At 67.2% G+C, this 21741-nt stretch carries 20 protein-coding genes; 6 read left to right on the forward strand and 14 right to left on the reverse strand.

The features are described from left to right. Positions 1 to 2 precede the first annotated feature (2 nt). Positions 3 to 764: a 3-hydroxyacyl-CoA dehydrogenase gene (locus tag ABZ319_RS14715; protein WP_354986903.1), complete on the forward strand. Its 762-nt coding sequence runs from the start codon at positions 3 to 5 to the stop codon at positions 762 to 764. Positions 765 to 840: 76 nt separating this feature from the next. Here ABZ319_RS14715 and ABZ319_RS14720 read toward each other — a convergent pair whose 3' ends face one another. The 5 genes from ABZ319_RS14720 to ABZ319_RS14740 all read right to left on the reverse strand — a co-directional run bounded on the left by ABZ319_RS14720 (position 841) and on the right by ABZ319_RS14740 (position 8458). Further along, positions 841 to 1152, reverse strand: a complete 312-nt coding sequence (locus tag ABZ319_RS14720; protein WP_354986904.1) for a pyrimidine/purine nucleoside phosphorylase — start codon at positions 1150 to 1152, stop codon at positions 841 to 843. A gap of 35 nt (positions 1153 to 1187) precedes the next feature. Beyond that, positions 1188 to 1844 (reverse strand): pyridoxamine 5'-phosphate oxidase family protein, encoded by a 657-nt coding sequence (locus tag ABZ319_RS14725; protein WP_354986905.1) that lies wholly within the window; start codon positions 1842 to 1844, stop codon positions 1188 to 1190. A gap of 183 nt (positions 1845 to 2027) precedes the next feature. After that, a complete protein-coding gene (locus ABZ319_RS14730) occupies positions 2028 to 4385 on the reverse strand; it encodes a RelA/SpoT family protein (RefSeq protein WP_354986906.1) in 2358 nt (785 codons plus the stop codon). Positions 4386 to 4680: 295 nt separating this feature from the next. Then, complete coding sequence (locus ABZ319_RS14735; RefSeq protein WP_354986907.1) at positions 4681 to 6276, reverse strand: ATP-binding cassette domain-containing protein; 1596 nt, start codon at positions 6274 to 6276, stop codon at positions 4681 to 4683. Positions 6277 to 6475: 199 nt separating this feature from the next. Beyond that, the gene (locus ABZ319_RS14740; RefSeq protein ID WP_354986908.1) at positions 6476 to 8458 is read right to left on the reverse strand and encodes a peptidoglycan DD-metalloendopeptidase family protein; all 1983 of its coding nucleotides are present in this window, start codon (positions 8456 to 8458) and stop codon (positions 6476 to 6478) included. Between the two features lie 196 nt (positions 8459 to 8654). Here ABZ319_RS14740 and ABZ319_RS14745 point away from each other — a divergent pair, with 196 nt between their 5' ends. Next, positions 8655 to 8861, forward strand: a complete 207-nt coding sequence (locus ABZ319_RS14745; protein ID WP_354986909.1) for a hypothetical protein — start codon at positions 8655 to 8657, stop codon at positions 8859 to 8861. Positions 8862 to 8933: 72 nt separating this feature from the next. On the opposite strand, the gene ABZ319_RS14750 is transcribed toward ABZ319_RS14745, so the two are convergent. From ABZ319_RS14750 to ABZ319_RS14775, 6 genes are all read right to left on the reverse strand, one after another. Next, positions 8934 to 9491, reverse strand: coding sequence for an adenine phosphoribosyltransferase (locus tag ABZ319_RS14750; RefSeq protein WP_354986938.1), 558 nt, complete (start codon positions 9489 to 9491; stop codon positions 8934 to 8936). Positions 9492 to 9546: 55 nt separating this feature from the next. Beyond that, entirely contained in the window at positions 9547 to 11265 is a 1719-nt protein-coding gene (locus ABZ319_RS14755) for an ABC transporter substrate-binding protein (RefSeq protein WP_354986910.1), read from the reverse strand. A gap of 20 nt (positions 11266 to 11285) precedes the next feature. After that, entirely contained in the window at positions 11286 to 12494 is a 1209-nt protein-coding gene (gene secF / locus ABZ319_RS14760) for a protein translocase subunit SecF (protein ID WP_354986911.1), read from the reverse strand. A 2-nt stretch (positions 12495 to 12496) separates the two neighbouring features. After that, positions 12497 to 14233 (reverse strand): protein translocase subunit SecD, encoded by a 1737-nt coding sequence (gene secD / locus ABZ319_RS14765; RefSeq protein WP_354986912.1) that lies wholly within the window; start codon positions 14231 to 14233, stop codon positions 12497 to 12499. A gap of 95 nt (positions 14234 to 14328) precedes the next feature. After that, positions 14329 to 14748 carry a preprotein translocase subunit YajC gene (yajC, locus tag ABZ319_RS14770; protein ID WP_354986913.1) on the reverse strand — a complete coding sequence of 140 codons (420 nt, stop codon included), beginning with the start codon at positions 14746 to 14748 and terminating at the stop codon, positions 14329 to 14331. 347 nt (positions 14749 to 15095) lie between these two features. Further along, a complete protein-coding gene (locus ABZ319_RS14775; protein WP_354986914.1) occupies positions 15096 to 16589 on the reverse strand; it encodes an NAD(P)/FAD-dependent oxidoreductase in 1494 nt (497 codons plus the stop codon). 59 nt (positions 16590 to 16648) lie between these two features. Here ABZ319_RS14775 and ABZ319_RS14780 point away from each other — a divergent pair, with 59 nt between their 5' ends. From ABZ319_RS14780 to ABZ319_RS14790, 3 genes are all read left to right on the forward strand, one after another. Beyond that, positions 16649 to 17314: a TetR/AcrR family transcriptional regulator gene (locus ABZ319_RS14780; RefSeq protein ID WP_354986915.1), complete on the forward strand. Its 666-nt coding sequence runs from the start codon at positions 16649 to 16651 to the stop codon at positions 17312 to 17314. A gap of 58 nt (positions 17315 to 17372) precedes the next feature. Continuing rightward, positions 17373 to 17930, forward strand: coding sequence for a DivIVA domain-containing protein (locus ABZ319_RS14785; protein ID WP_354986916.1), 558 nt, complete (start codon positions 17373 to 17375; stop codon positions 17928 to 17930). A 247-nt stretch (positions 17931 to 18177) separates the two neighbouring features. Next, complete coding sequence (locus tag ABZ319_RS14790) at positions 18178 to 19053, forward strand: PHB depolymerase family esterase (RefSeq protein WP_354986917.1); 876 nt, start codon at positions 18178 to 18180, stop codon at positions 19051 to 19053. A 77-nt stretch (positions 19054 to 19130) separates the two neighbouring features. Here ABZ319_RS14790 and ABZ319_RS14795 read toward each other — a convergent pair whose 3' ends face one another. Continuing rightward, the gene (locus ABZ319_RS14795; RefSeq protein WP_354986918.1) at positions 19131 to 19901 is read right to left on the reverse strand and encodes a glucose 1-dehydrogenase; all 771 of its coding nucleotides are present in this window, start codon (positions 19899 to 19901) and stop codon (positions 19131 to 19133) included. Between the two features lie 87 nt (positions 19902 to 19988). On the opposite strand from ABZ319_RS14795, the gene ABZ319_RS14800 reads away from it, so the two are divergent. Then, positions 19989 to 20306 (forward strand): helix-turn-helix domain-containing protein, encoded by a 318-nt coding sequence (locus ABZ319_RS14800; protein ID WP_354986919.1) that lies wholly within the window; start codon positions 19989 to 19991, stop codon positions 20304 to 20306. Positions 20307 to 20364: 58 nt separating this feature from the next. Here ABZ319_RS14800 and ABZ319_RS14805 read toward each other — a convergent pair whose 3' ends face one another. After that, positions 20365 to 20637, reverse strand: coding sequence for a DUF397 domain-containing protein (locus ABZ319_RS14805; RefSeq protein WP_354986920.1), 273 nt, complete (start codon positions 20635 to 20637; stop codon positions 20365 to 20367). Beyond that, positions 20634 to 21509: a DUF5753 domain-containing protein gene (locus tag ABZ319_RS14810; RefSeq protein ID WP_354986921.1), complete on the reverse strand. Its 876-nt coding sequence runs from the start codon at positions 21507 to 21509 to the stop codon at positions 20634 to 20636. The genes ABZ319_RS14805 and ABZ319_RS14810 overlap by 4 nt, the downstream gene beginning before the upstream one ends. Positions 21510 to 21741 lie beyond the last annotated feature (232 nt).

Here is a 21741-nt window from a genome sequence, read left to right on the forward strand (position 1 = left end):
TTGTGAAGACAGCAGACATCGCCGCGGTCGTGACCGGCGGCGCCTCGGGACTCGGCCTGGCCACTGTGCGCGAACTGCACTCGGCGGGCGCGAAGGTCGTTATCCTCGACCTTCCTTCGTCCGATGGCAAAGCTGTGGCCGACGAACTCGGTGAGCGCGTGGTGTTCTCGCCCGGCGACGTGACGAGCGAAGAGGATGTGACCGCCGCGCTCGACGCCGCCGAGCAGCTGGGCACGCTGCGTATCGCCGTGAACTGCGCCGGAATCGGCAACGCGATCAAGACGGTCGGCAAGCAGGGCGCGTTCCCGCTCGACTCGTTCAAGAAGATCATCAACGTGAACCTGATCGGCACGTTCAACGTGATCCGCCTGGCGGCCGAGCGCATCGCGGCCACCGAGGAGGCCGACGGCGAGCGCGGCGTCATCGTCAACACCGCTTCCGTCGCGGCGTTCGACGGTCAGATCGGTCAAGCGGCCTATTCGGCGTCCAAGGGCGGCATCGTGGGTCTGACCCTCCCGGTCGCCCGCGACCTGGCCCCGCTCAAGATTCGCGTGGTGACCATCGCCCCCGGCCTGTTCCACACGCCCCTTTTCGCCACCCTGCCCGATTCGGCCATCGCGGCGCTGGGCGCGCAGGTGCCGCACCCCGCGCGCCTGGGCGACCCGTCCGAGTACGGCTCGCTGGTGCGCCACATCGTGGAGAACCCGATGCTGAACGGCGAGACCATCCGCCTGGACGGCGCGATCCGCATGGCCCCGCGCTAGGGATCACGCTGCGCTGAACACGAAACCGGCCGGGAGCCAAAAGCTCTCGGCCGGTTTCGGCGAATCGGGGTACGGCTCAGCCGAAGTGGCACACGTAGTGCACGGGCTCGGCGACCTCGATCTGGAACGAGCTGTTGCCCGGCACCGAGAACGACTCGCCGCCCTTGTAGACCACGGCCTCGGTCTCCCCCGCCAGGGTCACCTTGGCCTCGCCCTCGATGAGTTCCATGATTTCCGGCGCGCCGGTGTTGAACGTCAGGGTGGCCGGCAGGATGACCCCGACCGACTTGCTGGTGCCGTCGGCCAACTCGATGTTGTGGCTGACGCACTTGCCGTCGAAGTAGACGTTCGCCTTCTTCGTGACACTGACATTCTCGAACGCGGTCATGAACTCTCCTGGTCGTGAACTCGGACAACGGTCGGTCAGCCTACCGGGGACGCACCCGGGGCCTGTGCGCCGGTGTCCGAGATCCGCGCACGCAGGCGCGCGTTCTCGCGTTCGAGTTCGGCAACCCGGTCACGCAGGGAACCGACGGCTTCCAGGACCTCTTCGCGCGGATAGAGCTCGGGGATGTGCTGGCGGCAGTTCCAGTCGAAGGCCTCGACGGTGATGACGATCGCGCGTTCCACCGGGACCGTGGTGCCGGGCAGGGTCAGCGCGGACATCAGGGCCGGATCCTGTTCGGCCTCAACCACTCTGGCGTGACCGAAGATCTTCATGCGGGCCTTGGCGGCGTAGTCCATCAGGAACAGGGCCACGCGGTCGTCGTGATCGAGGTTGCCGCGGCTGATGTACTGCTTGTTGCCGCGGAAGTCGGCGAAGGCGAGGGTGTGGGGGTCCAGGACCTTCAGGAACCCGCGCGGGCCGCCGCGGTGCTGGATGTAGGGCCAACCGGTCTCGCTCACGGTGGACATGTAGAAGCTGTCGCGCTCGCCGATGAACCAAGCCTCGTCCTGCCCGATCGCGTCGGCGACCTCGGGCACCGCCGCCATCCGTTCGTAGCCGCGCAGGCTGCCGTGTTTGCGCTGATGCTCCCGGACCGCGGGGGTGAACGCCACCTGCGCGTAGTGCCCGGTCATGATCGAGACACCGATACGGCAATATAACCAGTCATATTGCTTTGAACAGTTATATGTCCTGAGTAATTCCCGACCGGCCGAGAGATCCTCGAGCGGTCCGGCCGACATCACCGCGACCACGGCACAGACGACAGCGCGGCACCCGCTCCGGAGAGCGGATGCCGCGCTGGGACTTTCGGGTTGTCAGGCCGCGGACGTCACGCGATAGACGTCGTAGACGCCCTCCACGTTGCGCACCACGTTCAGCAGGTGGCCCAGGTGCTTGGGATCGCCCATCTCGAAGGTGAACTTCGAAATCGCCACGCGGTCACCGGAAGTGGTGACCGCCGCGGACAGGATGTTCACCTTCTCGTCGGCCAGCACCTTCGTCACGTCCGACAGCAGGCGCGTGCGATCCAGGGCCTCGATCTGAATCGCGACCAGGAAGACCGAGGACGGCGACGGCGCCCACTTGACCTCGATGATCCGCTCCGGCTCCGACCGCAGCGAATCGGCGTTCGTGCAGTCGGTGCGGTGCACGCTGACCGCCCCGCCGCGGGTCACGAAGCCCATGATCTCGTCGCCGGGCACCGGGGTGCAGCACTTGGCGAGCTTGGAGACGGTTCCGGGCGCACCCGGGATCTCCACGCCCGCGTCCCCGGTGAGCCGCTGGCGCGCGGGCACCGTGGACGGGGTGGACCGTTCGGCGAGCTCGTTCTCGACGTCGCTGACCCCGCCGAGCTGGGCCATGAGCCGCTGCACGACGTGATGGGCCGACACCTGGTTCTCACCGACGGCCGCGTACAGGGCCGAGATGTCGGTGTAGTGCAGCTCGTGCGCGAGCGAGGACATGGCGTCCGCGCTCATCAGGCGCTGCAGCGGCAGACCCGAGCGCCGGACCTCCTTGGAGATCTGGTCCTTACCGGCCTCGAGCGCCTCTTCACGGCGTTCCTTGGCGAACCACTGCCGGATCTTGGCCTTGGCGCGCGGGGACACCACGAAGTTCGACCAGTCCCGCGAGGGCCCGGCGTTCTGCGCTTTGGAGGTGAAGATCTCGACGACCTCACCGTTCTCCAGCTGCCGTTCCAGCGCGACGAGCCGCCCGTTGACGCGCGCGCCGATGCAGCGGTGCCCGACCTCGGTGTGCACGGCGTACGCGAAGTCCACCGGGGTCGACTTCTGCGGCAGCGTGATCACATCGCCCTTGGGCGTGAACACGAAGATCTCCGGCGACTTCAGGTCGAAGCGCAGCGACTCCAGGAACTCGGCCGGATCCGCGGCCTCGCGCTGCCAGTCCAGCAGCTGCCGCATCCACGCCATGTCATCGACCTCGGTCGAATCATTGGAGTGCTTGCCCTTGGTCTCCTTGTACCGCCAGTGCGCGGCGATGCCGAACTCGGCGGTGCGGTGCATGTCCTGGGTGCGGATCTGCACTTCCAGGGGCTTGCCGTCGGGGCCGACGACCGTGGTGTGCAGGGACTGGTACACCCCGTACCGCGGCTGGGCGATGTAGTCCTTGAACCGCCCGGCCATGGGCTGCCACAGCGAATGCACCACGCCCACAGCGGCATAGCAGTCGCGAACCTCGTCGCACAGGATGCGGATGCCGACCAGGTCGTGGATGTCGTCGAAGTCCTTACCCTTGACGATCATCTTCTGGTAGATCGACCAGTAGTGCTTGGGCCGCCCCTCCACGATCGCGCTGATGCGGCTGGCAGCGAGCGTATTGACGATCTCATCCCGCACCTTGGCCAGGTAGGTGTCACGTGAGGGTGCGCGGTCCGCGACCAGGCGCACGATCTCGTCGTATTTCTTGGGGTGCAGGATCGCGAAGGCGAGGTCCTCGAGCTCCCATTTGACGGTGGCCATACCGAGTCGGTGGGCCAGCGGGGCGATGACCTCGAGGGTCTCGCGCGCCTTCTTGGCCTGCTTCTCCGGCGGCAGGAACCGCATGGTCCGCATGTTGTGCAGCCGGTCGGCGACCTTGATGACCAGCACCCGCGGGTCGCGGGCCATGGCGATGATCATCTTGCGGATGGTCTCGGCCTCGGCCGCCGCGCCCAGGTTGACCTTGTCCAGCTTGGTGACGCCGTCCACCAGGTGGGCGATCTCGGTGCCGAACTCGTTGGTCAGGTCCTCGAGGGCGTAGCCGGTGTCCTCGACGGTGTCGTGCAGCAGTGCGGCGACCAGCGTGGTGGTGTCCATACCGAGCTCGGCCAGAATGTTCGCGACCGCGAGCGGATGGGTGATGTACGGGTCGCCCGACTTACGGAACTGGTGCTGGTGCTTCTCGTCCGCGACGTCGAAAGCTCTTTGCAGCAGAGCGAGATTCGCCTTCGGGTACAGCTCGCGGTGCACCGTAGCGAGTGGCTCGAGCACCGGCTTGACCGCGGCGATGCCGCGCTGGCCGGTCATGCGGCGGGCCAGGCGCGCCCGCACCCGGCGCGAGGCGGACGTGGGAACGGCGGCGGAGGCGGAGCGCGCGGGAGTGCCCGGCGCCGGGGTGGCGGGCTCGCCGTTCTCCGATTGCCCGGCGTTCGCCTTCTCCAGATTCTGTGTCATGCCACCACCTCTCCCGGCCTCGATCGGCTCAACCTACCGGACCGTCCAACCACGTAGACCACCCACTTTAGTCCTGGAAACGTTCCGAGACCGGAACGGCGAATTCCGCCCTCCCGGACCCGTCCGGAGCGTTGAACCTTACTCGCATCCGCAGCGTGTTCGGCGCGGCATTGCGTCCGGATTGCTCCGATCTCCATTTCGGGTCGATCCCCCGCTCGGCGCGGCCTTTCCCGCGGGCGCGAGCCGGACCCGCCGGCGGGTCGCGCGGAATGCGCGCGACCCGCGTTCAGGGCCACTATCCGACCGTGGAATCGGCCAGTCCGGCGGCGTCGAGCTCGACCCGGCGTGTGACGCCGATCTCACCCAGGAACCGCTCGTCGTGGCTCACCACGATGAGCGCGCCCTCGAATCCGGCGAGCGCCTCGGTCAGATGCCGCAGGCTCGGCAGATCCAGATTGTTGGTCGGCTCGTCGAGCAGCAGCAGCTTCGGGGCGGGCTCGGCCAGCAGCAGCATGGCCAGCGCGGCCCGCAGCCGCTCACCGCCCGAGAGCGCGGCGGCGAGAACGTCGGCGTCCGCACCGCGAAACAGGAAGCGGGCCAATTGGGCTCGAATCTGTTCCGGCAGCGCGTGCGGCGCGGCGGCGGCGACGTTGTCGAACACCGAGAGCGTCTCGTCGAACACGTCCAGACGCTGGGGCAGCATGCGCCACGGCACCGTGGGCGGTTCCGCGCAGATCCGGTGCAGCAGCGTGGTTTTGCCCGCGCCGTTGCGCCCGGTGAGCGCGATCCGCTCGGGCCCGCTGACCTTCAGCGTCACCACCGGGCCGTTCGCCAGCCGCACGTCTTCCAGCTCGATCACGTCCTGCCCCGGATACAGCCGGGTGCCGGGCAGATCGACGCGGATCTCGCGGTCGTCGCGCAACCGCTCCTCCGCCTCGGTCAGCACGTCCTTCGCGTCCGCGAGTTTCCCGATGTGCTCGTTGCGGAGCTTGCCCGCCGAGACCTGCGCCTGACGTTTGCGTTCGGCCATGATGATCTTCGGCTCCCGCTTCTGCGCCTCCATCTTCTTGCCGTAGCGCAGCCGCCGGTCGAGTTTGATCCGCGTGTCCACCAGCTCGCGGGCCTGCTTGCGCACATCGCCCTTGGCATCGCGGATGGCCGCCCGGGCGAGGTCCTGCTCGTGCTCGACGATCCGCTCGTACTCGCTGAAATTGCCGCCGAACAACCGGATTTCGCCCTGGCGCAGCTCGGCCACGGTGGCCACCCGGTCGAGCAGCTCGCGGTCGTGACTGATGGTGAGCACGGTGCCCTGGAACTGACCCACGACCTCGTACAGGCGGTCGCGCGCCACCCGATCGAGGTTGTTGGTCGGTTCGTCCAGCAGCAGCACATCGGGCTCCCGCAACAGTTCGGCTACCAGGCCCAGCAACACGGTCTCCCCGCCGGACAGGGTGTCCAGCCGGCGATCGAGCTGACCGACATCGCTTGCGACGTAGTGCAATCCGAGTCGGCCGAGCAGTGCGATGGCATGCTCCTCGATGTCCCAGGACGCACCCACGGCCTCGAAATCGTCCTCGGTTCCGTCTCCGGATTCGATGCGGTGCAACGCCTTTCGCGTCCCCGCGATCCCGAGCACCTCGTCCACCCGCTGCCCGGCCGAGAGACCGAGATCCTGGCGCAGATAGCCCAGCCGCCCGGGCACCGTGATCGACCCGCGAGCGGGCCGCAGTGCACCGGTGAGCAACCGGAAAAGTGTGGATTTACCTGCGCCGTTGCTGCCGACGACACCGACGTGACCGGGACCGAGCAGTGCGTTCAGGCCATCGAATACGGGGGTTCCGTCGGGCCAGGAGAAGCTCAGATCGGAAACAGAAACAACAGGAAGTGACATACGGACTCCTCGAAAGGTAAGCGCGAGTGAAGGCGGCGCTGCGAGAGCGCGGGCCAAGGGCTGCGTTACCTCAGAAGATCAACGTAATGTCTCCGATCGGGAGGGAATGGAACGTTTACAAAGGTAACCAGTCCCGATGCCGGTGTGCAAGTGGCAAATTCCGTGAGCCGGATCTCAGGGCGAGATCCGGCGTCCGGACTCACTGGCCGATGCGACGCGCTTTCATGCCGTTGAGCAGGGGCACCTCGGCCACCTTGCCGCCGGGTTCGGCGTGCAGCATCTTGCCGCTGCCCAGGTAGATTCCGACGCTCGACGGTCCGCGTGTCCCCCAGTTGCCGAAGACCAGGTCGCCGGGCTGCGCCTTGATCAACTGCACCTCGACGCCGATCTCCCACTGCTGCTCGGCGGTGTTCGGCAACTGGATGGTGCCACCGCTGGCGGCGAAGACGGCCGCCGCGGTGAGACCGGCTTCGTCGAACCCGCCCTCGGTCGGCCCCTGGGTGCCGCCGCCACCGAAAACGTAAGGGGTGCCGATCCATTCGTGACCGGCCGAGGCGATCTGCGGGCCCAGGTCCGCGGCCGCGTCCGGCACGAAGCGGCCGGTGCTGCCCATGCTGCGGAAGCCGGCCTCCGCGGCGAGGATGCGCGCCACGTACGGGCGGGTCTCGCTGAAGTGACCGGGCACCTGGTTGGGCATGCCGCCCGAGGCGAGCACCGCGCCCTCACCGGCGTTGTAGGCCGCGACGGTCAGGGCGGTGAGATCGCCGGTGACCTTGCCCTGTTCGAGCCAGCCCCGCACCTTGGACGCGATGGTGCACATGTACCGGCCCTGGCCGATGATGGCGTCCCCGTCGTCCCATGGACTGGCCTGGCCGTTGCCGTCGGCGTCGATCACGTACGGCTGCCCGTCGGGTGCGAGGGAGGTCGCGGTGCTGGGCAGGAACTGTGCCAGGCCGACCGCGCCGGCGGGCGAGGTGAGCCCGCGCCGGAACCCGGACTCGGCCTGCCCCTGCGCGGCCAGCAGCGAGGAGCTGATCTCCGGGCACAGCGAGCCCGCGCGCCGGTACCAGATCTCCAGTTCGGCGGGCACCTTACCGCCGGCGAGATTGCCTCCGGCGCTGCCGAATCCGTTCTCGCAGTTGTTGGGCGCGGACGCGCTGGGCAGACTGGATCCGGACAGCCACGGCATGGGGTCGACCTGGCTGCCGCCGGTGAGCCGCCCGCCGGGCACGACCTCGAAATGCAGGTGCGGGCCCGAGGATTGGCCGTTGGAGCCGACCGCGCCGATGTGCTGGCCCATGGTCACGATGTCGCCGGTGCGCACGAACAGGCCCGAGTCGTACATGTGCCCGTAGACCGTGGAGTACCGCCGCCCGCTCTCGTCCAGGGAGTCGATGACGATCCAGTCGCCGAAGCCCGACGCCGGGCCCGAGGCGACGACCAGTCCGTCGGCCGCGGCGTAGATCGGGGTGCCGTTGGCGGCGGCCATGTCGACGCCGAGGTGATCGCCCCCGCGCGAGCCGAAGGTGTCGGACACCGTGAAAGTCCCTGCCGCCAAGGGGTATTGACGACGCCCCGCGCCGGAGAGCCGTCCGGCCTCGTTGACGGTGCCGGGCATGGCGGCCAGCGACACGTCCGGGGTCTGCACCACGGTGGAGGTCGCGGCCGCCGCCTTGATGCTCACCTGCACGCGGTCCAGGTGATTGCGCACCGCGTCCCCGCGATCGGGCATGGCCGTCCACTGTGTGCCCGACGCCGCGGTGGGGGTCCAGCTGCGCTGCTTCCAGATGACGTAGTCGACCCGGAAGCTGGCGGCGTTCTCCTGCAGGAACGCGACGATGGAATCGCCCTTGGCCTGGTCGGTTCCGACGATGAACTCCACGGCGCGGCCCGCGCGATGATCGGGATAGGCGTCGTCCGCGATCACCCCGCGCATCTCGAGACTGCCGAAACGCGCCACCGTGCAGCGCAACACGCGAAGCGCGCCCTCCTGCAAACCCACTTCCGCGGGGGAACCCGTACTCGGGCAATTGGGTTCGGTACGTGCGGTCGTGGCCGACGGAATGAGCGGCGAACCCGGAGCGCAGGTTTCCTCGGTGGCCGGCAGAATGATCACCAATACCAGCGTGACCAGCGAAAGCGCTATGCCGACCACACTTCCGACGACGAACTTGGCCTTCACGCCCCAACGCTCCCCGACGACGTGGTCATCACCGGGACATCATGTCATGGCGGACACGCCTTTTCACGGACCCGCGACACGGTTTCAACCCGCACACAACGGGCATCCCTCCGTAATGCCGTACGTCGCCCGCAATGAGGCCACCGCCGCCCGCATCATCGGGACGGTTGGTGCACTGTTCGCCCTTATCGAGGGCATGTATATCTTGCTGCTGGTGTTGGACGCCGATCAGACCAATCGGTTCTTCCAATTCATCAAGTCCTTGGCCGAGCCCCTGGCCCTGTTCTTCCCGGGCCTGTTCAAAACCGGAAACGCCGACCTGGACGTGGTCCTGAACTACGGCCTGGCAGCGATCTTCTGGCTGGTCGTCAGTGGATTCGTTGCCCGGCTGGTGGCCCGGTAACGCCGAAAAGCGGTGGGCCACGACGTCACCGCCGCGGCCGCACCGCTTCATGAGCGTGCGATCAGCTCCTGATCAGCGCTGGACGATCGACGTCAGCGGGTAGTCCCCCTGCTTGGCGCGCCCGCCCAGGAATTCCAGCTCGAGCACGACGGCGGCGGCGACCACCTCGGCCCCCGCGGTGCGGAACAGCTCCGCCGCCGCGGACAGCGTGCCGCCGGTGGCGAGCACGTCGTCGAGCAGCAGGATCTTGCGGCCCCGCAGCTCGATGCCGTCCGCGGGGATCTCCAGTGCGGCCGAACCGTATTCGAGCGTGTAGGACCGGGAGTGCACCGGCGGCGGCAGCTTGCCCGCCTTGCGCACCGCCACCACGCCGGTGCCCAGCACCGCGGCCACGCCCGCGCCCAGCAGGAAGCCGCGCGCGTCCACCCCGGCAACCAGATCCGCGTCCGGCGCGCACGCCGCGAAGCAGTCCAGCACCGCGCGGAAGCCCTCGGCATCGGCGAACACCGGCGTCAGATCGGCGAAACGAACTCCCGGGGTGGGGAAGTCGTCGTGCCAGCGGGTCAGCCGTTCCACCGCCGCGTTGGCACGAACCGTGCGCTCGCCTGCGACCTCGGCCGTGTCGACCATTTCGTGCTTGCTCATCTACACCCGCTCCTCACACGCGCTCATCTCCCTCGGGCCCCTACCGCTCGAGCACCCAGCGATCCATATTCCAGCCCGCTCCCGCCCGGGTAGGGCTCGCGATCCCATTCTTCATGCCGTCGCCGAACGCGATGGTGCGCGGGTTGGCGAACAGCGGAATCGAGGGCATCTCACTCCAGAGCAGATTCTCCTGCTCGGTCATCAGATTCAACACGGTTGTCGAGTTGTCCTCCGCCGCAAGCTGATCCGCGATCGCATCATACCGGCCGTTACCGAACCGGCCGAAATTCAAACCCTGACCGGTGCGCAGCGAGGCCGCCGCCTCGGTCGCCACGCTCGCCCCCGCAGGACCGGGGAAGGACGCGGTCCCGCCGAGCACGGCATCGACCTTGCCCTCCGCGAGCTGGGTCGCCGAGAAGTCGGCCGCACCCGCGTCGACCACCGAAATGCCCGCCGCACGGCACGATTCGGCGATCTTGGCGACCGTGGCCGCGCGCCGTTCGTCCGGCTGGACGTAGCCGATGCGCACGGTCGGGTTCTGCACCCCGGCGTTCTTCAGCGCCGCGGTGGCCCCCGCGACGTCGACGCTCTTGTACTTGTCGGCCGCACCGGTCACCGCGCCGTAGTACAGCGTGTCCTGCTGCACGGTCCGCGAATTCAGCGGGCCCGCACCGAGTCCGGTCTTGGGCGTCTCGAAGCCCGGGTGCCCGAGCTGATCGAACAGCTCCTGCCGGGGCGTGCACAGCGCCAGCGCCCGCCGGGCGTTGACGTTGCTCAGCACCCCGCCGGTGCTCAGCACCAGTTGCTCCACACCGCGACCGGGCACGGTCTCCGCGGCCAAGCCGTCCAGGCTCACCTCGCCGAGCGAGCCCGCGCCGATGTCGAGCACGCCGATGGACTTGGCCTCGACCTTGCCCTTCAGATCGGTGTTCTTGTCCCACACCACGATGCGCGGCGTCCGGGCGGCGTTGCCCCACCAGCGCTCGTTCTGCACCAGCACCAGACCGTCCTTCGCACTGAAGGATTCGATCCGGTAGGGGCCCGAGGAGGGCAGCACGGTGAGATCCACCTTGCCCGGCGTCAGCCGCCAGCCGTTGTTCCAGAACTCCGCGATGCGCTCGACGGTGCCCTGGTCGCCGCTCTGGATCGCGGCGACCACATTGGGCGCCTGCACCGCCTGCGCCACCACGTGCGCGGGCATCAGTTCACCGGCGCCGAACAGCGTCTTCCACGCGGTGTAGTGCCGTCCGGGCCGGAACACCACGGTGGCGTCCTTGGACCCGGGCTGGCAGTCCACCCGCTCGATGTCGCTGTATCCGGCGGTGCTCGCGGCGTCGAACGCCGGAACCGGGCCGCCGGGACCGGCTTTGGTGAAGCGCCCGCTGCGCGCGGCCCACGCCATGACGAGATCGTCACAGGAGGTCGGCGCGCCGTCGGAGTACACCCCGTCCGGATTGAGCCGGTACTGGATGGTCTGCGCCTCGCCCGGCACCTCCTTGGCGGTGCCGGTGTCGGTATCGGCCACCGGCTGCCCGTCGGGGCCGGTGTAGAAGAACCCGGTGATCACACGTCCGAACACCGCGGCCGCGCCACCGTTCGCGCCCACCGTGCTGCCGCCGTTGTAGCTGGCCACCACGGTGTCCACGCCGTACCCGATCGAGGGGACCTGGTTCTTGCCACCGCACGCCGTCAGCACACCGACGGCGAGCACACCCGCGACGGCCACGGCGGCGCCACGTCGAATCCTGTTCTGTCGCACCGTCCGCAACCCCCTGCTGCCTATGGCCTTCTCTTGTGTCGTTTCCCGCTCGGTCGAGTACCCGGGCGCGGCGCCTCGGCGCCCCGGGCGCGCGGTGCGGAGGTGTCCCGCCCGCCGGCGCGACTGGCCGCGCCCGCCCGCTGTGCCGCGGCGGAGTGCACGTCCGCCGCGTTGCCGCCGGCGCGCCGGGCCGCCACCTTCTTGGTGTGCGCGGCCACCGGGCCCCAGCGTTCCTTGATGCTGACCAGCAGCGGCACCGCGAAGAAGATCGAGGAGTAGGCGCCGACGATCATGCCGACCAGCTGCACCAGGGCCAGATCCTTCAGGGTGCCGACGCCCAGCAGCCACACCGCCACGACCAGCATGCCGATGATCGGCAGAATGCCGATGATCGTGGTGTTGATCGAGCGCATGAGCGTCTGGTTGGCGGCCAGGTTCGCCTTCTCCGCGTACGTGTGCTTCGTCAGATGCAGCACGCCGCGGGTGTTCTCCTCGACCTTGTCGAACACCACGACGTTGTCGTAGAGCACGAAGCCGAGGATGGTGAGCAGGCCGATGACCGCGGCCGGCGTCACCTCGAAACCGACGAGCGAGTAGATGCCCGCGGTGACGATCAGGTTGAAGAACAGTGAGCCGATCGCCGCGAACGACATGTCTCGTTCGAAGCGGAAGGCGATGTAGATCATGGTCAGCAACACGAACACCAGCAGGGCCAGCAGGGCCTTCTGGGTGACCTGACCACCCCAGGTCTCACTGATCTCCGCGATCGAGATGGCGTTGATGTTGGGCTGGCCGTTGGAGTCCTTCGGCTGGAACGCCTGGAACAGCGCGTTCTGCAGCTTGTCGGTCTGCGCCATGTCCAGGGTCTCCGAGCGGACCTGGACCGCGGCGGTCGAGCCCGAGCCCACCTTCTGCACGGTGACCGGCGCGTGGCCGAGCGTGTCGGTGTAGACCTGCTCGACGCGTTCGGTGGTCACCGATTCGGCGGCCGGCATCTGGATGCGCGAGCCGCCCGCGAAGTCGATGCCGAGGGTGAAGCCCTTGATGCCGATGCTCGCCAGGGCGATCACCAGGAACACCGCGGCCAGGCCGTAGAAGAACTTGCGCCGGCCGACGATCTCGAAGCCGCCGGTTCCGGTGTAGAGCCGTTCGAGGAAACCGTGCTGTGGTGACGCCGCCTCGTAATCGAGTTCGGAGTCGACGTCCAGGACGGGACTGGTCTTGGCCATGATCACGCCTCCTTCACCAGGACGCCGGCGGCCGCCTTGCGTTCCCGGGCAATCTGAGCGACGGCGCCGAGCCCGTTCACCGAGGGCTTGGCCCAGAACGGCGACTTCGAGGCCATCATCATGAGCGGCGCGGTGACCAGGTACAGCACGATGACGTCGAGCACGGTGGTGACGCCGAGGGTGAACGCGAAGCCCTTCACCTGTCCGGCGGCGAGCAGGTACAGCACCGCCGAGGCGATGAGGCTGACCGTCTTACCGGAGAGGTTGGTGCGCTGGGCACGCGCCCAGCCCTTGGGCACGGCGGACCGGAAACTGCGGCCCTCGCGCATCTCGTCCTTTATTCGCTCGAAGAACACGACGAACGAGTCGGCCGTCATACCGATGCCGATGATCAGACCGGCGATACCGGCCAAATCGAGGGTGAACCCGATGGACCGGCCCAGCAGCACGATGATCAGGTACACCGCCACGCCCGCCGCGAGCAGCGAGAAACCGGCCAGGAAGCCGAGCATGCGGTAGTAGAGCAGGCAGTACAGCAGCACCGCGATCAGGCCGATCGCACCCGCGATCAGACCCGCGCGCAGCGAGGACAGACCCAGTGTCGCCGAGACGGTTTCGGCCTCGGAGGTCGAGAACGACAGCGGCAGCGAGCCGTACTTGAGGGTGTTGCCGAGTTCGGTCGCGGTGGTCTTGTTGATGCCGGTGCCCGAGATCGAGGTGCTGCCGGTGTACTGACCGGCGGCCTGCACCTGCGGTGCGCTCACGACCTTGGTGTCGAGCACGAAGGCCAGCTGCTTCTGGTAGAACTCCGTGGTCAGCTTGCCCCAGGTGTCCGCGCCGCCGGACTTGAACTCCACGTCCACGGTCCACTTGGATTCCTGCGCGTTGAACTGGCCCCGCGCGTCCTTGATCTCCTGGCCGTCGAGCCGGCTCTTGTCCAGGAGGTAGACCTCGGTGCCGTCGGCGCTGCAGGCGACCAGCGGCAGGTTGGGATCGTCGTTGCCCTGCAACGGATCCGGCTTGGTGCAGTCCATGGTCAGCATGGCGGTCTGCTGAATCGTCTGATCGGTGCTCTGGCGCAGCGCCTTGGCCTCGGCGATTTCCTTCTGCGCCTGCTCCGGTGAGGCCGGGGCGGGAGCCGGAGCGTCGGTCGTCGGCGCGGGCGCGTCGGTGGTCGGCGCCTGAGCCGGGAACACCCGATTCTGTTGCGCGGGAGCCTCACCGGTGGCCGGCGGGTTCTCCGCGGTGGTCGGTGCGCCCGAGGTGGTCGGCGCGACCGCTTCCGGCGCGCCGGGCTGGGGCTGCTGCGGCTGTTGCGGCTGCTGCGGATTGACCGGCTTGCCGTTCTTCACCTGCGGCGGAATCGGCTGGCCGATCACCGGGCGGATGTAGAGCTTGGCGGTGGTGGCCAGCGTACGAGCCTGCGCGCCGTCCTCACCCGGGACCGTGATCACGAGGTTGTCGCCTTCGATGACGACCTCGGATCCCGAGACGCCCAGGCCGTTGACGCGCTGCTCGATGATGTCCTGCGCCTTCTGCAGGCTGTCCTTGCTCGGCTTGCCGCCGTCGGGGGTGCGCGGCGTCAGCGTGACGCGGGTACCGCCCTGCAGGTCGATGCCGAGCTTGGGGGTCGCGGACTTGTCACCGGTGAAGAACACCAGGCCAAACATCACGGCCACCAGTGCGGCGTACACGCCGAGCAGGCGCATGGGATGCGCCGTTCCCTGGGAAGGTGGCACAGCAGTTATCTCCTAGGCGGATGGGTGGTGGAACGAGCGGGCACACCGCAGCGCCGCCGGTCGCCGGATGCGGCGGCCGACGGCGCGGGGACGTGTCAGTCCTTGGACAGCTTCGGGTTCTCGTCGGAGGTCTCGGGCCGATCGCCGAGCACGGAACCGGGTTCCCCGGTGGTCTCGACGGCAGCGGCCTCCACGGCGTCGGCCTCGGCCGGGGTGGCCGCGACGGCCGAATCCGTATCGACCGACTCGCCGGCGGTGGTCTCCTCGGCGCGGACCTCGCGGATCGCGGCGCGCGACCAGGTGGTCACGACGTCCTCGGCGATCTCCAGGTCGACGGAGGTGTCATCGACGTCGACCACGGTGCCGTAGAGCCCGGAGGTGGTGATCACCGCGTCGCCGACCTTCAGGTTGTCCTGCATCTCGGTGACCTTGGCCATCTCCCGCTTCTGGCGGCGGACGCCCAGGAACATCGGGATGAGCAGAGCAACCAGAAGCAGTGGCAGCAGGAGGTCCATCGTCGAAGTCAGCCCCTAGTCAGGTGGTCGAATGGGTCGTTGCCAAGACAGTCTGCCAGCTATCCGCCGAGTAGGCCGCGCCGACCTGCTGTATCTAACTGCCCTCCGCTTCGCTCCGGGCGGGTTCGTGGCCCCGGAGGTCTCGTTCTTCCCTCCCTCCGCTCCTCCGCTTCGCTCCCCCGCTCCACTCAGTCCAGAACGAGACGGGCCACGAACATTCACGCGGGAGCATTGGCCAGCGTGTGCCCAGGATTCCGCGTGTAGGTCTGCGGTCGAGGTGCCCTGATCGCTCGGCCACAGACCTCGTATCCGATCAAGCACCCGGGTGCCCGATCGCGGTGTCCGGATCAGGCGGGCTGTTCGCCGTAGGCGTAATCGTCGAGCGGGAAGCTCACGGCCTCGCGGTGGGCGTTCATGGTGGTGGTCGGGCGCAGCAGCGCGGCTTCGCCGTGCTGGTTGTAGTAGTAGCTGCGCGCGGTCGAGCACTGACCGCCGTAGAACACCGAGGAGTCGAGCTTGTCGGTGACCCGGTCCAGGAACTCGGCGTTGGCCGACTCGGTGACCTCGAAGGTCTTCGCGCCGCGCCGGAACATCTCACCGAAGAGCCGGGCCATGTGCTTCATCTGGGCTTCGATGGTGGTGAAGTACGACAGGCCGCTGTAGGAGTACGGGCTGTTGAGGCTGATGAAGTTGGGGAACTTCGGCACCGTGATGCCCTCGTAGGCCTGGAAGCGGTTGTCGCGCCAGAACTTTCCGAGGTTCAGCCCGTCGCGGCCGATGATCTCGATGGCCGGGAAGTTCACGTCCCACAGGTTGAAGCCGGTGGCCAGCACCAGGGTGTCGATCTCGGTCTTGTGGCCGTCGGCGGTGACGATGCCGTCGGGCTCGATGTGATCGATGGAGTTGGTCTCCAGGCGCACGTGCGGTTCGTTGAAGGTCTTGAAGTACAGGTTCGAGAACGTGGGGCGCTTGCAGCCGAAATCGTAGTCCGGCGTGAGCTTCTTGCGCGTCTCCGGATCGTGCACCGAAGTCCGCAGGTGCGCCTTGGCGAGCGCGGCGGCGGCCTTGTTCAGCGGCTTGGCCTGCTTGAAGTGCAGCACGCCCACGACCATGAGGGCCTCGAGCATGGCGGTGTTGGCCAGGCGAGCGGCCTTCTGCGTCACCGGGACCCGCGCGAACAGCGACTGCACCGGCTTGGGGATCGCGGTGTCGACCTTGGGCACCACCCAGATCGGGGTGCGCTGGAAGACGGTGAGTGCCTTGGCCTTCTTCGCGATCTCCGGGATCAGCTGCACGGCGGTCGCGCCGGTGCCGATGATGGCGGTCTTGGTATCGGTCAGGTCGTAGTCGTCCTGCCACGCGGTGGTGTGGATGATCCTGCCCGCGAAGGTGTCGATGCCGGGGAACGGCGGGGTGTACGGCTGGGACAGGAAGCCGGTCGCCGCGAGCAGGTAACGCGCGGTGAGGGATTCACCGCCTTCGACGGCCACGACCCACTGCTGCTGCTCCTCGTCCCAGCGCGCTCCCCCGACGACGGTGTCGAAGCGCATGCGCCGGCGCAGGTCGTACTTGTCGGCCACATGCTCGGCGTACTTCTTGAGCTCGGAGCCCGGGGCGAACAGGCGGGACCAGTTCGGGTTGGGCTCGAAGGAATAGGAGTAGGTGACCGAGGCGATGTCCACGGCCAGTCCCGGGTAGCGATTGACGTGCCAGGTGCCGCCGAGATCGTTCTCGCGCTCCAGGATCACGAAGTTGCTCAGACCGAGCCGATCCAATTGGATGCCGGCGCCCATACCGCCGAAACCCGCACCGACCACGATGGCGTCGTACTGAGGTGCCACGCCGAACCTCCCTGTAAATCAGCGTCCCAACCCGGCCGCTGTGACTCACTTGTCACGGAATGACATCTCATTCCGTTTGTGAACACCGTATCATCGGCGGGGTGACGAAGCCATCCTCCCGCATCGAACGGCGCAAGGCCGAGCTCCGCCAGGAGATCATCGATACCGCGTTCGCCTGCTTCGCCGAGAAGGGCTATCACGCCACCGGCATCGCCGATATCGCCGGTGAGCTGGGCATCGGGCACGGCACGTTCTATCGGTACTTCGCGAACAAGCGCGACATCATCGATCACGTCATCGACGATCTGGCCGCGCGCATCGTGGCGTCGCTGGGTCTCGAGAACGCCCCCGACGCGGCCGAGAGCCTGGCGGAGTACCGGGTGCAGCTGGAGCGCATCGGCGGCGCGTTGAACGACATCTTCCTCGAGGACCGCCGGGTGGCACAGCTGCTGCTGTTCCAGGCCACCGGCATCGATATCGAGCTGACCACCCGGCTGTACGGTCTGCTCGACACCGCCGACGCGCTCACCACGGCCTACCTCGAGCACGGGGTGGAACAGGGTTATCTGCGCGCCGACCTCGATACCGTCAACACCTCGCGCGCCGTGACCGGCATGATCTTGAGCGCGATCCTGCACGGGCTGCGCAATCCCGATCACGGGCTCTCGGCCGACCTCACGCAGGCGATTCGCCGACTGATCATCGACGGCGTGCGAAAGGATTGACCGGACGAATCGGATCGGCAAGGGGCGGCGACGATTCGGACATGAGGGCATTGGCACAATGACGCTCGTGACCCCCGAGGATGTACGCCGCAGGCAGTTCGGATCTGCCCCTTTCGGGCATCACGGCTACCACCCGGAACAGGTGGATGCCTTCTGCGCGCGGATAGCCGAAACCATGGGTGGCCGTGACCATCTCAGCGCCGCCGACATCCGCCTTGCCGTGTTCGACGGCCCGCCCTTCGGCCGCCGCGGCTACGACTGCGAGCAGGTCGACGACTTCCTCGACCAGGTCTGCAAGGAGCTGGAACTGCTGCGCCTGGGCGGGGGCCGCACACCGGCCGGCCGGGTGGAGGACACCCTCACCCACGACGACGTGCTGCGCGTGCACTTCTCCGCTCCTCCGTTCGGCTTACCGGGGTACTCGACCGAGGAGGTCGGGGCTTTCCTGGACCGGCTCGCGGCCACCCTCGCCCATGACGGGCCCAATGGATTGACCGCGGAAGAGGTGCGCGCCACCACGTTTCACATCGCGGCGCACGGCGCGCCGTCGTATCACCGGCCCGAGGTCGACGCCTTCGTCGATCTTGTGCTGAAGCAGCTCAAGGGTGAGAGCTGACTATTCGCTGGATGTAGACAGTTCCCGCCGATGCGCGTTCCGATCAGCTCCGATCACTACCTACAACAGAGTGAATGGACCCGCACGTACGCCGGGCCACAGGTTTACCAACGCATGACTGCGCCTATGCTATCGCATAATCGAAGTGGCACATGCCCTTTGGCGCACCCCCAATAATGGGGGCTCGCCGCGGCATTGGAGCGTCGGCTTTCCTGTGTCCGATTACGTTCGTACGCAAGGAGATTCCGTGGCGTCCTCACTTCTCAAACGAATGGCCGCGCTGGTGGGCGCGACCTGTGCAGCAATGACCCTCGCGGTCTCGGTGGCGGCCGGACCCGCGGCCGCCGACGAGGGGAGCTTCGAGGATCCGAGCGCGATGGCGGCGGCCTGCTCGACGACCGCGAAGTCGGGCTACGTTCCCTTCAGCCAGCGCGGCGGCTACCGCATCCACGTCCCGTCCGGGATCTCCGCGAGCGGCGCGCCGATGGTGGTCGCGATCCACGGCGGCCAGTCCAATCCGCAGACGCACCAGGACGCTTCGGGCTGGAACGCGCTCGCGGACCAGAAGAAGTTCATCGTGGTGTACCCGCGCGGCGGCAAGTCCGAGGGCACCGACCAGTGGGGCTGGGACGCGAACGACGCCGACGTCAACTACATCAAGGCCGTGGTCGCCAATGTGCGGGCGACGTACTGCGTCAATCCCAAGCGGATCCATCTGAGCGGGCACTCCAACGGCGGCCAGATGGCCTCGCGCGCCGGCTGTGTCGCCCCGGAGCTGTTCGCTTCCGGCGCGGTCTACGCGCCCGCGCCGCCGCCGACCGGGTGCAACCCCTCGCGCGCCATCTCCTGGGGCGTATTCGCCTCCGCCAGTGACCCGGTCGTGTTCGAACCGGTCGCGTACAGCCATGTCATGTACTGGAGTTGGGAGAACCGGCCGTGCTCGAACGAGCGCGGTGACGGCGGCACCGATGTGAAGGACTCCAAGATCTGGGACTGCGCGGACGGCACCAAGGTGCTGTGGCGGGTCTACAACAACGGCAGTCACGGGTGGCCGACCGGGGCGCGCAAGACCGAGATGCTCAACCGGATGTGGTCGCTGTTCCAGGCGAGCCCGCGGCCGTAGAACCCCGACTCCGCCCGCGCGGGAGCCGGTAGCGATGTCCCGGCCGAATTCTCGGCCGGGACATCGGCGTTCGCGGGTCAGATCATGGCCGCCGGGGTGACGTTGATCAGGCCGCCGTCCACCTGGAGATCGTGGCCGTTGATATAGGACGCCTCGGGGGACGCGAGGAAGGCTACGGCGGCGGCCACATCCTCGGACGTTCCTATCCGAGCGGCGGGGACCGAAGCGGCCGCGCCGATTTGCATTTCGGGAGATGCTTCGGCATAGAAGGCGGGGGTCGCGGTGTAGCCGGGGCTCACGGAGTTCACCCGGATGCCGCGGGGGGCGAGTTCGGCGGCGACGGTGCGGGCCAGATTGTGGATGGCCGCCTTCGTCGCGGAATACAGGGCCGAGCCCGGGGAGCCGCGGTGCACGGCGAACGAGGCGTTGATGACGATCGCGCCGTGGTCGGCCAGCAGCGGGATGGTCCGCTGGATCGTGAAGAACACCGATTTGAAGTTGAGATCGATCACCCGGTAGAACTCCGCCTCGGTCACGGCGTCGATCGGCTGGAACGCGCCGGTGCCCGCGTTCGCGAACACCACGTCCAGGCGGCCGAAGCGGTCGGCGATCGCGGCGGTGAGGGTGTCGAGGTCGGCGAGATCCGCGGCGTCCCCGGGTACGGCAAGCACCCGATCCCCCGCGTTCAACTCCGCGGCGGCGGTCTCGAGCCGGGCCTTGTCGCGGCCGGTGATGATCACGCTCGCGCCCTCGTCGAGCAGGCGGCGCGCGGTCGCCAAGCCCATTCCGCTACTGCCGCCGGTGACGAGTGCGATCTTGCCGTCGAAACGTGAAGCGCTGGAGCCCATGTCCTGACCTCTCGAATGAGTTTGATTGTTCATAGACTTACGTACAGTTCGACTGTCTGTCAACAGTCGCGCTATCCTGGACGGGTGATGACGGCGCATCCCGAGCGGGACCAGATCCAGTTGGCGAACGTCCTTGCCGCCGTGGGCAATCCCCTGCGCCTGTGCATCGTGCGCAAGCTCGCGAGTGACGGCGAACAGCCCTGCGGCACCATCGCCCCCGGCGTGCCCAAGTCCAACCTCACCCACCACTACCGGGTGCTGCGCGAAGCCGGCCTCATCTGGCAGCGCCCCAACGGCCGCGAAACCCTCCAGTCACTGCGCCGCGAGGACCTCGACGCCCGCTTCCCCGGCCTGCTCGACAGCCTGATCGCCGCCACCCACCGCGATCCGACCCTGGTGCTGTGAAACGAAAGTCGCCCCCACCGAACAACTCTCGGCGGGGGCAACTGCGCGGGTCCGGAGCTCAATGCTCCCAGACGCGACTCTCGAGGAAGCTGTCCCACTGCTGACCGGTGAACCACAGCTCGGGGCCGCCGGGGTTCTTGGAGTCCCGCACGCCGACTTCGTCACCGAGGTAAACCTCTACGCACTCGTTCTGCGTCGATGACCTGGAAGCCTTGAACCAATGAGCGGAAACACTCCCCTTCGCCGATTCGAAAAAGACTTCCACACACTCGCTCTGCGTGGACGATCGGGAGGACTTGAACCACTGACGAATCGGAGGATATGTGCTCACGCCTCGTACTCCTTTGCAAGCTGCGACAACAAGTTTCGGGTGTCGTCTTCGCTCAACGCTACCGCTCGAAGGCCCATGATCGCCTCTCGATACTCGGCGATCACATCGGGTTGCTCATGGTAGAGAGCACCCATCGCCCCGTTCAGGTACACCACCGGCGGCGTAACCAGACCGCTCAGGCCTGATGGGAACTGCAACAACGTGAACGATTGAATCGTCAAGCCCGGATGGGAACCCGCTGCGAATGGAATGACGCGAACACTGACATTGTCGCGCTCACTCGATTCACCAATCGCCCGGAGCTGTGCCGCCATGACTGTCGCCCCACCGGGCCGATGCCGGAACACAGCCTCCGAAACCAATGCAGCGAAACGAACTTCGCGATTGTCAAGCACTGCTTGTCGCCGCGTGTTCAACTCGATTCGACGTTCAGCGTCGACCGCCGAGATATCCGGAGTTTCAATCTTGGCGATGGCGCGCCGATATTCAGCGGTCTGCAGCAGCCCGGGTACCAGAACTAGCTGATGCGTGGTTATGCGGTTCGAAGCGCCCTCCAGTCGCAGGTAGCGCGGGTACTGGGGAGCGACCTGATCTCCGTACGGCTCCCAGAATCCCTTCGAATTCCCCTGCGCCTTAGCCGTTTTCTCCTGCGCCTTGCATTCCCGCCACAGCATCAGCGTCTCAGCGCCGACTTCCTGGCTCGCACCGTAGAAGTCGAGCATGACTTTGATCTGCGGCGTCGTGAGCTTCGTCGGCAGCCCGTCTTCCAGCCGCATGATCGTCTGGCGGGACACCTCGAGATACACGCCGGTGGCCAGCAGACTCTTGCCCGAGTCCATGCGCACCCGTTGGATGTAGTTGCCGAAATCCATTCGTGAGACAGTCGATCCGGCCATTTCGTTAGCCTCGCTATCTGGGGATTCGCCGCCACGGACATGTCCGCCGCAGGCTTCCATCGAATTCGATACCACTTCATGATGAACCCACCTCGCAGGAAATTTCCCGGTGTCTACTGAAGCAGAAATATTGAGCTTCGACCGAAGGGATTCGAAATGTCATGGGACGCATGGGCACTCTTGTCCATCACCGTCATGTGTATGTCCG

Origin of the sequence: Nocardia sp. NPDC005978 (assembly GCF_040614455.1) — a bacterium.
In the GTDB taxonomy this organism is placed as follows: domain Bacteria; phylum Actinomycetota; class Actinomycetes; order Mycobacteriales; family Mycobacteriaceae; genus Nocardia.

Excerpts from the sequence above, each read along its gene's own strand:
- secF (WP_354986911.1), bottom strand. The coding sequence starts at position 12,494 with ATGGCCAAGACCAGTCCCGTCCTGGACGTCGACTCCGAACTCGATTAC.
- ABZ319_RS14725 (WP_354986905.1), bottom strand. The coding sequence starts at position 1,844 with ATGACCGGGCACTACGCGCAGGTGGCGTTCACCCCCGCGGTCCGGGAG.
- ABZ319_RS14800 (WP_354986919.1), top strand. The coding sequence starts at position 19,989 with ATGACGGCGCATCCCGAGCGGGACCAGATCCAGTTGGCGAACGTCCTT.
- ABZ319_RS14745 (WP_354986909.1), top strand. The coding sequence starts at position 8,655 with ATGTATATCTTGCTGCTGGTGTTGGACGCCGATCAGACCAATCGGTTC.
- yajC (WP_354986913.1), bottom strand. The coding sequence starts at position 14,748 with ATGGACCTCCTGCTGCCACTGCTTCTGGTTGCTCTGCTCATCCCGATG.
- ABZ319_RS14730 (WP_354986906.1), bottom strand. The coding sequence starts at position 4,385 with ATGACACAGAATCTGGAGAAGGCGAACGCCGGGCAATCGGAGAACGGC.
- ABZ319_RS14810 (WP_354986921.1), bottom strand. The coding sequence starts at position 21,509 with ATGGATTTCGGCAACTACATCCAACGGGTGCGCATGGACTCGGGCAAG.
- ABZ319_RS14750 (WP_354986938.1), bottom strand. The coding sequence starts at position 9,491 with ATGGTCGACACGGCCGAGGTCGCAGGCGAGCGCACGGTTCGTGCCAAC.
- ABZ319_RS14780 (WP_354986915.1), top strand. The coding sequence starts at position 16,649 with ATGACATCTCATTCCGTTTGTGAACACCGTATCATCGGCGGGGTGACG.
- ABZ319_RS14720 (WP_354986904.1), bottom strand. The coding sequence starts at position 1,152 with ATGACCGCGTTCGAGAATGTCAGTGTCACGAAGAAGGCGAACGTCTAC.
- ABZ319_RS14785 (WP_354986916.1), top strand. The coding sequence starts at position 17,373 with ATGACGCTCGTGACCCCCGAGGATGTACGCCGCAGGCAGTTCGGATCT.
- ABZ319_RS14735 (WP_354986907.1), bottom strand. The coding sequence starts at position 6,276 with ATGTCACTTCCTGTTGTTTCTGTTTCCGATCTGAGCTTCTCCTGGCCC.
- ABZ319_RS14795 (WP_354986918.1), bottom strand. The coding sequence starts at position 19,901 with ATGGGCTCCAGCGCTTCACGTTTCGACGGCAAGATCGCACTCGTCACC.